Raw genomic sequence first — 12,145 nt, 5'->3', positions numbered from 1 at the left:
AAACAGGACTCTGCACCAGGCCCGCACCGGGCTTCAGTCTAGGAAAGACGCAGGATGAACACGCACCACAGGCCGGTACGGCTCTCGAAAATTGTCCTTCTGACGGGTGTGGTATCCGTGTCCTGCTCTCCTGTCTGGGCCTGGGCCGATCCGGTGGTCGAACGCATCACCACCACGAAGGACGTGGGCGATGTCTCGCCCGCCTTCCGCACCTCCACCCCGCGCCACAGCACCACGCGTGTCGCGATCGTGACGGGGGCCGACCTGCTCAAGACCGGGCAGACAAACGTGATCGCGGCGCTGCAGCAGTCTTCGCCCGAGATCAACGCCCCTCCGGGTGGCGGTGGCGGTGGTTATTCCACCACCCCTACCCAGACCGTCATCCTGCGCAACCTCAACGCGGATGAAACGCTCGTGCTCGTCAATGGCGTGCGCCGCCATGCCAGCGCAATTGGCAACTGGAACTATGGCCCGGCCCAGGGCACGGAACCGGCTGACCTGAGCCTGATCCCGCTCAGCGCGATCGACCATGTGGAAATCGTGACCGAGGGCGCCACCGCGCTGTACGGGCAGGACGCCATTGGCGGCGCGATCAACATCGTGCTCAAGGCGGGCAACCGCAATGGTGGCACCGCCAACATCCAGAACAGCGGCTATTACAAGGGTGACGGCCAGGGCATTACCGCCTATGGCGACCTTGAGCGCCAGCTTGGCAGCAAGGGTGGCGGCATGGACCTGGCCTGGCAGGTGCAGAACCAGCTCCCCACCCACCGCGATGGCATCAACCCCACGCTGGGCGATGTCAACCGCATCGAGGGCCTGAGCCGCTCGCTGGCCGAACTGTTCAGCTTCAACGCGCACATGCCCATCAGCCGCTCGGTCGAGGCCTATGGCACAGCCACCCTTGCCCATCGCAGCACCGACCGCATCGGCTTCATTCGCGGGGCGACCAACATCAACAACGTGCCATCGCTCCACCCCAACGGGTTCGAGCCGATCGAGACGTTTGATGAAATGGATTTCCAGGTCAATGGCGGCCTGCGCGGCACCATGCCCGCGGGTGTTGCGTGGAACACCTATGCCTCGTTCGGGCGCGAACAGGTCAATGAGGGCGTGTATGACGACAACAACCCCACCTTTGGTGCGCTGAGCCAGACCAGCTTCAACCAGGGCAAGATCGTCAATGCCGAGCTGATTGGGGGCGCCAAGTTCTCCAAGCGCTTCACAAGCCGCGCGCTGCCCAAGCCTGCCGTGCTCGACTGGGGGCTGGAATACCGGCACGACACCTACCAGATCGGCGCGGGCGACTACCAGTCATGGGCCACGGGGCCGGATTACACCGGCAGCAACTCGCCGGGTGCGACCGGCTATAACGGCTTTCAGCCCAGCAATGCGGGCAACTGGTCGCGTGACATTTTCGATGGCCATGTGGGGCTGGACATTTTCGTCACCCCCAAATGGGAATGGACGATCGGCGGCCATGTGGTGAATTATTCCGACACCACCACCGCGCCCACCGGGTCGATCGGCACGCGCTACAACTTTACCAAGAATTTCTCGATCCACGCCAACGTTAATACCGGCTACCGGCCGCCCACGCTGGGCGCGATCCATTACGATGCCACGAGTTCGGGGCCGGGCTACACCACCGTCAACCTGTCACAGACCAACGATGTCGCGCGCCTGCTCGGCTCGCACAACCCCAAGGGCGAATACTCGCGCAGCTACAGCATCGGGCTGGACTGGAAGCCGGTGCGCGACCTGCAGCTCTCGATTGATGGCTACCGCATCGACATCAATGACCGCATCGAGAGCACCAGCGCCTTTTCCGGCACGGTCATGGCCGACTACCTCTCGGCCCATGGCGTGGGCGACAACATCACCTATGCCAGCTACATGACCAATGTGGGCAACACCACCACCAATGGCTTTACGGCCAAGATCAGCTATAAATTCCCCATCAAGCCCTCATACGGCGTGCTGATCGGCTCCGTGCAGGCCAATGCGGCCGATACGGAAATGACCCACTACGCCTCCACGCCGGGCATCCTGACCACGCTGGGGCAGACCTACTTCTCCAAGGCGGCCGAGACGGAGCTGCTGCGCTCATCGCCCAAGAACAAGGAATCCTTCTCGCTTAACTGGAGCAAGGGGCGCTACAGCGTCTTTGTGCAGGAACAGCGTTATGCCGGGGTGGCGTGGCTGGTCTACCAGAGCGATCCGGGCGCCTACTGGACCCATGTGCGCCCGCAGGTGATAACAAACCTTGAAGCCTCGGCGCGGGTGGGCCATGGTTTTGTCATTACGCTGGGGGCCAACAACCTGTTCAACAAATACCCGACCCGCACCAACAAGCAGGCGCTCAAGGAAAGCAGCGGCGTGTTCGCCTACCCCATGACCGCGCCCGGCGGGTATGAGGGCGGTTATTACTACGCCCGCCTTGGATACACGTTCTGACCGGCCCGCACTGCATGCTTCATCCGTTCCGTGCCCTCATGCCCTTATCGTGGCCAGTGCCTGCGCTGGCCGCGTGCCTGGCTTTTCACGCCCTAGCTCCCGCACGTGCCGCCGATGCCACATCTGGCGGTACGCTGCTCTACCTGGAAAAGCAGCCGCACAAGAACCTCTACCCCCCCGCCGGTGGCTTCTACCCCAACGGCGGCATTCTGGCCCAGATCACGGATCGGCTGACATGGCAGAACACCGACACGCTCGCAATCGAGCCATGGATCGCAACCACGTGGAGCGTGAATGAAAATAGCACCGTCTTTACCTTCACGCTGCGCCCCGGCGTTACCTTCTCTGACGGTACGCCGGTTGATGCGGCGGCCGTAGCCCTCAATTACGATACCTTTGGCAAGGGCAACCGGGCGCTGCACCTGCCGCCCTCCGAAGTCATCAACAATTACGAGCGCAGCGAGGTCATCGACCCGCTGACAGTGCGCTTTTACTTCAGCAAACCCTCGCCCGGGTTCCTGCAGGGCACGTCGGTCATCGGCTCGGGGCTGGTCTCGCCCGCAAGCCTGCGCCGCCCGCTGGATGAATGGGGCGATGCGCGGCATGTGATCGGCTCCGGGCCGTTCGTGGTGCGCGACGAGGTGCCGGGCAAGTCGGTCGATCTGGTCACGCGCCCCGATTACGCCTGGGGGCCTGCCCAGCTTGCCCCGCAGGGGCCGAGCCGGCTGGCGGGCGTGCGCATCATCGTGGTGCCCGAGGACAGCATACGCATTGGCGCCTTCATTGCAGGCCAGGCCGATTTCGCCCGCGCGGTCGAGGCCTATGATGAAGAGCAGATCACCCGCCATGGTGATACGATCTACGCCGCCTCCACCCGTGGGGTGAACAACAGCGTGGTCTTCCGCCCCGACAATCCGCTGGTGGCCGACCCACGCGTGCGGCTGGCCCTGCTGCACGCCACCGACCGGCCCGACATCCTGCGCACACTCTATTCCCCCCATTACCCGCTGGCGCGCTCCGTCATTGCCGCCGATGCGCAGGGCTTTGTCGATCACGGCGCGGACCTGGCCTACGACCCCACCCTCGCCGCCCGCCTGCTCGATGAGGCCGGATGGACGATGGACCCCGATGGCTGGCGGCGGCGCAATGGCGTGGCCCTGGCGCTGGCCGTGCATGAGGCCCTGCCCCAGCCACAGAGCCGGAGCATGCTGGTGCTGCTGGCCCAGCAATGGCGCAGGGTGGGCGTGCGGCTGACCATCCTGTCAGGCAGCCCGGCCATGACGGTGCTCGACAACCTCAACCCTGCCGTCACCCCCCTGTTCCATGCCGAGGTGGGCCGCGCGGACCCCGATGTGATCAAGAGCGCGTTCTACCCCACCAACCGCAACGTGCTGCTGCAAAAAGGCGGGCAGAGCCGCCATGTGGACCACTTTGTCGACCCCGAACTCAACGGACTGCTTGACCAGGTCGCCTCCGACACCGATCCCGCCACCCGCCTTGCCGACCTCGCCCGCGTGCAGGCCGATATTCTGGCCAAGGGCTACAGCATTCCCATATTCGAGGAGCCGCAGGTCTATGCGGGGTCGGCCCGCGTGCATGACATGCATTTCGAGGCCGTGGGGCGACCTGTTTTCTACCGTACCTGGCTGGCAAGGCCGTAGGATGAGGCGCCACCCATGACACGTTACATTCTCTCCCGCGCCCTCCAGGCGCTGCTGGTGCTGTGGGGAGCGTTCACGCTCTCGTTCGTGCTGTTGCAGGTCATGCCGGGCGATGCCGTGCTGATCAAGTTCCAGGACCCCGAACTCGGCCTCAGCCCGCAGCAGATCAGCGATATCCGCGCAAGCTATGGCGCCGATGAATCCGCCTTCGTGCAATATGCCCATGTGCTGGGCCGCACGCTGGCGGGCCAGCTTGGCTATTCCATCGAGACCGGGGTGCCGGTCAGCCGCATGCTGCACGCCGCCTACCCCACCACGCTGCGCCTTGCGGTGGTAAGCTTTGGCGGCGCGATCATGCTTGCGGCAGGTTTTGCCACCGCCGCCCTGCTTGCGCCCCTGCGCCCCCTGCGCGCGGCCCTGCGGCTGGTGCCGGGGCTGGCGAGCGGCATTCCCGTCTTCTGGCTCGAGATCGTGGCAATCCAGCTTGTCTCGTTTCACTGGAAGCTGGTGCCGGTGGTGGGCGTTTCAGGCTGGACGGCGGTGCTGCTGCCGGGGCTGGCGCTGGCCATTCCCATCTCGGCGCCGCTGACGCAGGTGTTCCTGAGCGCGGCGGAACGGGTCATGGCCCAGCCCTTCATTGACGTGTTGCGCGCGCGCGGCGCCTCGCCGCTGCGCATCCTGTATGCCCACGTGCTGCCCAACGCCCTGCCGCCCACGCTCACCATAAGCGGGCTGGTGTTTGGCGAGATCCTGGCCGGCGCCGTGGTGACCGAGACCGTGTTCGGCCTGGACGGTCTGGGCCAACTGGCCCAGCAGGCCGTGGCCAATCAGGATGTGGCGGTGCTGCAGGCCATCATCCTCATTTCGGTGGCGGGGTTCGTGGTCATCAACTTTACTGTCGATGCGCTCCATCCGCTGATCGACCCGCGTATCCGCCGCACGCAGGCAGGAGGGGCGGCATGAACACGGCCCTTGCCCGGTGGCGCCAGCGCCATGACGTGACCCTGCCGCGCCTGCTTGGCGTGCTGCCCGTGCTGCTGCTGGTGCTCGTGGCGCTGTGCCCCGGCCTGTTCACCCCGCTTGACCCGCTGGCAGGCCAGACGGATGAGCGGCTCATGGCGCCATCCGCCACGCACTGGTTTGGCACCGACCAGTTCGGGCGTGATGTGTTCTCGCGCATCATGCATGGCAGTTTCTCCACCCTGTCCGCTGCCGTGCTGGCGGTGGCGATCAGCCTGCTGGTGGCCATCCCGCTGGGGCTCGCGGCAGGGCTGGGCGGGCGCAGGCTGTCGGGCGCCATCCTTGCGGGGGCGGACATGGTGCTGGCCATTCCCGAGCTTTTCCTCTCGCTCAGCATCATCACCCTGATCGGGCCGGGGGCCACGCATGTGGCCTTTGCCGTGGGCATAAGCCAGGTGGCGGGCTTTACGCGCATGATCCGCACGGAAGTGGTGCGCGTGCGCGCGACCGAATATGTCGAGGCAGCCTTTGGCATCGGCTCCACCTTCTGGCAGGTGGTGTGGCGCCATGTCGTGCCCAACAGCCTTGCGCCCGCGCTGTCGCTGGCAACACTGCGGCTGGGCACGGCCATCCTGGCCATATCGACCATCTGCTTTCTGGGCTACGGGCCCTCACCCCCCACGCCGGAATGGGGCCTGATGATTACCGAAGGCCGCAACTACCTTGCAACCGCCTGGTGGCTGACCACCTTCCCCGGCCTTGCCATCATCTTCTCCGCATGGGCGGCAACGCTGCTTTCACGCGCCATAAGGATGGACCCATGAACGCTGCCTCCCCCCAGCTCAGCATCCGTGACCTTGATGTGGTGTATGAAAGCCGGGGCAGCGCGCACCATGCGCTCAAGGGGGTTTCGCTGGAGGTCCGCGCGGGCGAGATGCTGGCATTGGTGGGTGAATCCGGCTCGGGCAAGTCAACGCTGGGTCGCGCCATACTGGGCCTGCTGCCTGAAAGCGCGCGCATACAGCGTGGCTCGATCAAGGTGGGTGGCACTGAAATCGTGGGGCTGCCCGAGCGCGCGCTGCGCCGCATCCGTGGCGCGCGGGTGGCGCTCATTCCGCAGGACCCGGCCCATTCGCTCGACCCCGTGCGCACCATCGGCGCCCAGCTTGTCGAGGCGGTGCACCTGCATGAACCCCGCGGCAATACCGCCACAACGCGGCGCATGCTGGTGGGCCTGCTTGAGCGCGTGGGCATAAAGGAGCCGGAGCGGCGGCTACACCAGTACCCGCATGAACTCTCGGGCGGCATGCGCCAGCGCGTGCTGATTGCCGCCGCCATTGCCCAGCGCCCCGCCCTGATCGTGGCCGATGAGCCCACCAGCGCGCTTGATGTGTCGGTGCAGGTGCAGATCATGGCGCTCCTGGCCGAACTGCGCCACGAGATGGGCACCGCCATGCTGTTCATCACCCACGACCTGGGCCTGGCCAGCGAGCAGGCCGAGCGCGTGGCCGTGCTGCAGCATGGCACGCTGTGCGAAACCGGCGAGACGAAAGCCCTGTTCGCCAACCCGCGCACGCCCTATACCCGCCGCCTGCTGGCCGACCTGCCCCTGTTCCATGAAGCACGCGCCCCCCGCCGCACGGAAGGCCCGCGTGAGGATGCGATTGTCGTCTCGCACCTGACCTATGCCTACAAGGGGGCCGGCGGCAGGCCGGGGCACAAGGCGGTGCGCGATATTTCCTTTAACGTGGTGGCCGGGCAGACCCATGGCATTGTAGGCGAGTCCGGCTCGGGCAAGACCACGCTGCTGCGCTGCCTGCTGGGGCTGATTACGCCTGATTCCGGGTCGGTGCATATTCTGGGCGAGAACCCGGCGCGGGTCGAAGGCACCGCCCAACGCGCGCTACGCCGGGCCGTACAGTTTGTCTACCAGAACCCGCATGTCTCGTTCGACCCCCGCTGCCGGGCCGCGGATATTCTGGCCGAACCCCTGATCAATGCGGGCCTGCGTGAGCGCAGCGCGCGCACAGAACGGATCCAGGCCATGCTGGAGCGGGTACAACTGCCACCTGCCGTGCTGGAGCGCAGGGCGGCCAACATGTCTGGCGGGCAGAGCCAGAGGCTGGCCATTGCGCGCGCGCTCCTGTGCGACCCCAAAATCCTTATTCTGGATGAAGTGGTCTCCGCACTTGACGTATCGGTGCAGGCCGAAATCCTGACCCTGCTCGAAACACTGCAACGCCAGCTCAACCTGACCTATGTGTTCGTATCGCACGATCTGGCCGTGGTGCGGCGCATTGCCGATACCGTCTCGATCATCCGCGCGGGCGAGCAGGTCGAGCATGGCCCGACCGAGACCGTATTCTCCACCCCGCATGATGACTACACAAAGCGCCTGCTTGCGGCGATACCCGGTCGCGACCTGATGCGCCCGGCCGTGCTGGCGTGAAAGAAGGCGGATAAAAGTTTTGGTGAAGCTTTTTTCAAAAAGCTTCGAAGAACGCCGCCTTTTAAAAAAAAGGCGGCACCCAAAAACTTTTATCATTTCCCATCAATGCATTGTTTTCAAACAGTGCCTTATCAGGCGTCCTCAACAGGCTCCGTGCCGTAAAGCGCGCTTTCAATCAGGTCCGCACTTTCGTGCGTGTAGCGCCTGAGGTCGGGCATGAGGCTGCGGGCGGCGTCCTCCACCGCGCGCGACAGGGTCTCGAGCGCGGGTGACGGGGTCAGGCCCGCCGGTGTCACCACGCCAAAAAAGAACGGCAGGTTTACATCAAGCGGGCGTATGGCCAGATCAGGCTGGTGGAACGCGCCTGCCGTTACGGGATCGACAATGCCCACCCCGAGGCCCGCCCGCGCCAGCCCCATCAGCACCATGGCCATGTTGGCATCCATGATGGTGGCGGGTGTCCAGCCCATCTGCGCAAAGGCGCGTTCGATCGTGTTGCGTATCCTGAACGGGTTGGCCAGGGTAAGCAGCCTGCTTTCAGCCAGGTCATGCAGGCTGACGCGCGCATGGGCGGCCAGCGGGTCATCCGCCCGCATGACCGCAACACAGGGCGCCATGCCAATCCACTGCAATGTCACGCCGGGGTGGTTGAACGGAAAACTGACCAGCCCGAATGTCGCATCCCTGCGGCCCACGGCACGCACCACCTCATCGGCCGGAACGCTGCGCACATGCACCTCACGCGGGAGGGTGCCCTGCTCCAGGCGACCCAGCGCCATGGGCAGCAGGCCAGATGCCAGCGCGGGGATGGCGCAGAGATGCAGGGAATTTTCCACATCATGGGCAATGGCGTGCACATGCTCGCGCAGGCGCTGCACGCCGCCCAGCAGGGCCAGCGCCTCGGGCTGGAAGCGCAGGGCCTGCTCGGTGGGGGTGATACGCGGCCCGTTGCGGTGGAACAGCGTAAAGCCCAGCCCGGCCTCAAGGTCCTGCACCATGCGCGTGACCATGGATTGCGACCGGCCCACAAGGCGCGCACCCCCCGTCATGCTGCCAGTGGCCATGACGGCGCAGAAGGCCTCAAGCTGTTTCAGATCGGGGAGCGCGCTATCCATGCCACTCATGCTAGCCACCAACAATCATGCCGGCAAACGCAAACGCGGCAGGCCTCCCCTTACCCTATCGCAGGGAGCGGGGTATCGCGCCATTCATCGCCCCTGAGTTCGGGCGTGTCGAACGCCACGAGGTTGGCGTAATGGGTTTCGCGGTCCTCCACGAACAGGGCGCGGGTTATGTGGCGCGCAAGACGCTCGGCCCCGTCGCTTATGGCGGGAATGTCGCCACTGACCTTGCCGTGCGACAGCGTGGCAGGGAAGCAGAAACAATGCACGTATTTCAGCCACGGGCACGAACCGGGCACTTTCTCCAAAAACTCGAACCCCGGCCCGAGATCGGGCGAGGTTGCGAGTTCCGCGTTGACATGGCCCGAGGGCATGTCCTGCGCGGTGGGCGTGAAGCGGTCTTTCCACAGCCGGACATGCGGCGCGATGGCAGCAAGTTCGGGCCGACGGGACATATCCGAACAGAAGCCGGTCGCGGCGATGATGAAATCGGTCTCCATCACGCCGCGCGGCGTGTGCAAGCGCACGGCATTGCCTGCCATCTCAATCCGGTCGATGGGGCAGGACAGATGGAAGAACGCATTGGGGTGGCTGGACACCCGCAGCACGCTTGGCCGTGGCGGCGGGGTCTGGGCATCGAGCACCGTATCCATGAAGCGCCATTTCCACCCGTCGGGCAGGCCGACAAAGCCCTGCACCACGCCCATGCTGCCAATGCCGGTGAATTTGTTGACGGCAGGCAGGGTTGCGCGCCGTATGACCATATCCACCCGCGCGGCCCCTGCCTCGAGCGCCGTGGCGGCATTATCCATGGCGGAAGCACCCGCGCCCACCACCACCACGCGGCGGTTCTTCAGGGCTTCGAAATCAATGGGGTCGGCTGAATGGCGCCAGTAATCACGCGGCAGGCCGGCAATGACCGGCGGCACGTAGCTGCCGCCCAGCCCGTCACGCCCCGTGGCCAGCACCAGATGGCGGCACAGAAGGGTTTCGGTTACGCCATCCTGCACCACCGTCAGCGCCAGCACGCCATCAGCCGCGCGGGCCACATTGGTCAGGGTAACGCCATTGCGCACCGGCAGGTCAAGCACATGGCGCAGCCACTCCAGGTAGGCCATCCATGCCTGGCGGGGGATCTTGTCCAGCCCATCCCACGCGACCGTGTCGAAACGCGCTTCGTACCAGGCACGAAAGGTCAGGCTCGGCAGCCCCATGCACGGGCCGGACAGCGTCTTGGGCGAGCGCAGCGTGGTCATGCGCGCATAGGTGACCCATGGCCCCTCCTCACCTGCGGGTGCCTGATCGAGCACGACATGATTGAGCAGCCCGTAGCGCCTGAGGTAACCCGACGCCGTAAGCCCCGCCATGCCGCCGCCAATCACGACCACGTCGAGCACGTGCCGCCCGTCCACGCTGCGTTCGGGCACCCATGAGCGGGTGGGCAGGTCCAGCCAGGCCAGATCCTGCCGCACGCGGCTTTCCAGCCCTGCAAGACCGCCGGGAATTTCGGGTGGCTGTGAAAACGTCATTGATCGTGGTTCCTAAAACACTGCGCTGGCCGGGCCTCAGCCCATGGCGGAGAGAGCCAATGATGCTGGTGGCGAACGTAAAAATTCCTTCCGCATAGATCAAGACAAATCATGCATGTTCTGCGTTAAATAATATATTTATTGCATAAAATGCATGATGAATGCCCGCATGTATCGTCTGGCATGAAAAGGCCGATCAAGGTTTCGTGGTGAAGATTTTTTCCACAAACCGCAGGAAACACCGCTTTTTTTCAAAAAAGGCATTCCGGTCCGCTCGCCCCTGTCAGGTCGGGGATACACGATCGGCCTGCCTGCGGCTGACCACGACAGCACCGCCCCACAACGCCAGGAAAACCAGTACGATGCCCGCACCGAGCGCGGCCAGATGGTTGCCAGCCGCCACCAGGCCGCGCATGAGCAGGCTGCCGCCCATGGCCCCCATCTGCGGCCCCATTTCAATCATGTCGATGCCCACTGCCGCCATAAGGGAGACAAGGCTGATGCCCAGATCATAGGCCACGCGCCTGCGACCCGAGCGCATGCCCCAGCCATAGGCACGGCACATCAGCAGGGTGTCGAGCGTATCAACCAGCGCCATGCCCGCCGTAAAAAGCAGCGGGAACGCCATGACCCCCACGAGACCCAGCCCATGATGGGCCTGAACCGCCGCCATGCCCAGCAGGCCGATTTCACTTGCGGTGTCAAACCCCAGCCCGAACAGGAAACCGAGCGGGTACATCTGCCAGCTCCGGCCAATCCACCGCCCTGCCTGCCCGGACAGAAAGCCTGCGGGGCGCGCGGGTAACGGGGCGGGCTGGCGCAGGGCCCGCCACTGGCGCACGGCCATGCGCGCATTGGCCAGGACCGCCACAAGCATGAAGCCTGCCGAGACCAGCGTGCCGAAGCCGCCGCCCACCAGATGCCACCGCTCCAGCCAGCCCTGGGCGGGCAGTTCCACCAGCGCAAGGGTGGCGAGAACGACCACGGTGGAATGACCAAGCGAGAAGAACAGCCCCACCAGCAAAGGCGCGCGCCCCGCCTGCATGAGCCTGCGCGTCACCACGTCGATCGCCACGATATGATCGGCATCAAGCCCGTGCCGCAGGCCAAATGCCCATGCCAGCCCGGCTGCGCCCAGCAGGACGGGCGCGCCCCCCAGCGCGGCGACCGCCCACGCCCATGCCACCACGTTGGCCAGCAGCAGGGCGCATATGATGGCGCGCGTTCCATGCCGGGCATGCGTGAACATGTCGAGTTCCTTGCGCCCGCCGGTCAGATGGTGATGTAGGCGCGCACATCCTCCGCCACGAGGTCGCGGGCCTGGCCCGCCAGCACCACCTTGCCCCGGTCGAGCACGGCAATCGTGTCGGCCAGTTCGTAGGCAAAATCGAAATACTGCTCCACGAGCACGATGGCCATGTCGCCCCGGTCGCGCAGCATGCCGATGATGGTGCCGATATCCTTGATGATGCTGGGCTGGATGCCCTCGGTCGGTTCATCAAGCACCAGCAGGCGCGGACGGATGACGAGCGCGCGCGCAATGGCAAGCTGCTGCTGCTGCCCGCCCGACAGGTCGCCGCCGCGCCGGTCGAGCATTTTTGCCAGCACGGGGAACAGGTCGAATATCTCATCAGGCACCCGGCGCTGGCCGCGTGGCAGCAGGCCGAAGCCGGTTTCAAGATTTTCGCGCACACTGAGCAGCGGAAAGATGTCGCGCCCCTGTGGCACGGTGGCGATGCCGCGGCGGGCGCGGTCATAGGCGGCGAGCCTGGTAATGTCCTCGCCTTCCCACGTGATCGTGCCGGCACTTGTGGCATGCATGCCGGTTATGGCGCGGATCAGGCTGGTCTTGCCCACGCCATTGCGCCCGAGCACGCAGGTTACCGCCCCTGCCCTTGCTGCGAGCGAAACGCCACGCAGGGCAATCGCCGCGCCATAATGCAGGTGCACGTCGTTAACCTCGAGCAT

At 65.1% G+C, this 12,145-nt stretch carries 9 protein-coding genes; 5 read left to right on the top strand and 4 right to left on the bottom strand.

The window, feature by feature from the left end; translation table 11 throughout:
- Nucleotides 1-54: 54 nt before the first annotated feature.
- From OQZ28_RS05040 to OQZ28_RS05020, 5 genes are read left to right on the top strand one after another with little or no spacing between them, the layout of a single operon-like run.
- The gene (locus OQZ28_RS05040) at nt 55-2,457 is read left to right on the top strand and encodes a TonB-dependent receptor domain-containing protein (protein ID WP_130732468.1); all 2,403 of its coding nucleotides are present in this window, start codon (nt 55-57) and stop codon (nt 2,455-2,457) included.
- A 14-nt stretch (nt 2,458-2,471) separates the two neighbouring features.
- Nucleotides 2,472-4,118, top strand: coding sequence for a TIGR04028 family ABC transporter substrate-binding protein (locus OQZ28_RS05035; RefSeq protein WP_458135356.1), 1,647 nt, complete (start codon nt 2,472-2,474; stop codon nt 4,116-4,118).
- 15 nt (nt 4,119-4,133) lie between these two features.
- A complete protein-coding gene (locus tag OQZ28_RS05030) occupies nt 4,134-5,081 on the top strand; it encodes an ABC transporter permease (protein WP_130732469.1) in 948 nt (315 codons plus the stop codon).
- A complete protein-coding gene (locus OQZ28_RS05025) occupies nt 5,078-5,902 on the top strand; it encodes an ABC transporter permease (RefSeq protein WP_458135355.1) in 825 nt (274 codons plus the stop codon). The genes OQZ28_RS05030 and OQZ28_RS05025 overlap by 4 nt, the downstream gene beginning before the upstream one ends.
- On the top strand, nt 5,899-7,527 hold the full coding sequence (locus tag OQZ28_RS05020; RefSeq protein ID WP_458135354.1) for a dipeptide ABC transporter ATP-binding protein: 1,629 nt from the start codon (nt 5,899-5,901) through the stop codon (nt 7,525-7,527). Before OQZ28_RS05025 ends, OQZ28_RS05020 begins: the two co-directional genes overlap by 4 nt.
- A 131-nt stretch (nt 7,528-7,658) precedes the next feature.
- Here the strand turns inward: OQZ28_RS05020 and OQZ28_RS05015 are convergent, their stop codons facing one another.
- The 4 genes from OQZ28_RS05015 to urtE form a co-directional block, all read right to left on the bottom strand.
- Nucleotides 7,659-8,642 (bottom strand): LysR family transcriptional regulator, encoded by a 984-nt coding sequence (locus OQZ28_RS05015; RefSeq protein WP_458135353.1) that lies wholly within the window; start codon nt 8,640-8,642, stop codon nt 7,659-7,661.
- A gap of 59 nt (nt 8,643-8,701) precedes the next feature.
- Entirely contained in the window at nt 8,702-10,177 is a 1,476-nt protein-coding gene (locus OQZ28_RS05010) for an NAD(P)-binding domain-containing protein (protein WP_458135352.1), read from the bottom strand.
- 283 nt (nt 10,178-10,460) lie between these two features.
- The gene (locus OQZ28_RS05005) at nt 10,461-11,426 is read right to left on the bottom strand and encodes a HoxN/HupN/NixA family nickel/cobalt transporter (protein ID WP_458135351.1); all 966 of its coding nucleotides are present in this window, start codon (nt 11,424-11,426) and stop codon (nt 10,461-10,463) included.
- A 23-nt stretch (nt 11,427-11,449) separates the two neighbouring features.
- On the bottom strand, nt 11,450-12,145 hold the full coding sequence (gene urtE / locus OQZ28_RS05000) for an urea ABC transporter ATP-binding subunit UrtE (protein ID WP_130732475.1): 696 nt from the start codon (nt 12,143-12,145) through the stop codon (nt 11,450-11,452).

The sequence above is a fragment of the Komagataeibacter sp. NFXK3 genome, from assembly GCF_054182245.1.
Note: the sequence above shows the minus strand (reverse complement) of the source record. Positions and strands in the feature narration are given on the sequence as shown.

What these genes read in the sequence shown, in the direction of transcription:
- OQZ28_RS05040 (WP_130732468.1), top strand. Translation starts at nt 55, where the DNA reads ATGAACACGCACCACAGGCCGGTACGGCTCTCGAAAATTGTCCTTCTG.
- OQZ28_RS05035 (WP_458135356.1), top strand. Translation starts at nt 2,472, where the DNA reads ATGCTTCATCCGTTCCGTGCCCTCATGCCCTTATCGTGGCCAGTGCCT.
- OQZ28_RS05030 (WP_130732469.1), top strand. Translation starts at nt 4,134, where the DNA reads ATGACACGTTACATTCTCTCCCGCGCCCTCCAGGCGCTGCTGGTGCTG.
- OQZ28_RS05025 (WP_458135355.1), top strand. Translation starts at nt 5,078, where the DNA reads ATGAACACGGCCCTTGCCCGGTGGCGCCAGCGCCATGACGTGACCCTG.
- OQZ28_RS05020 (WP_458135354.1), top strand. Translation starts at nt 5,899, where the DNA reads ATGAACGCTGCCTCCCCCCAGCTCAGCATCCGTGACCTTGATGTGGTG.
- OQZ28_RS05015 (WP_458135353.1), bottom strand. Translation starts at nt 8,642, where the DNA reads ATGGATAGCGCGCTCCCCGATCTGAAACAGCTTGAGGCCTTCTGCGCC.
- OQZ28_RS05010 (WP_458135352.1), bottom strand. Translation starts at nt 10,177, where the DNA reads ATGACGTTTTCACAGCCACCCGAAATTCCCGGCGGTCTTGCAGGGCTG.
- OQZ28_RS05005 (WP_458135351.1), bottom strand. Translation starts at nt 11,426, where the DNA reads ATGTTCACGCATGCCCGGCATGGAACGCGCGCCATCATATGCGCCCTG.
- urtE (WP_130732475.1), bottom strand. Translation starts at nt 12,145, where the DNA reads ATGCTCGAGGTTAACGACGTGCACCTGCATTATGGCGCGGCGATTGCC.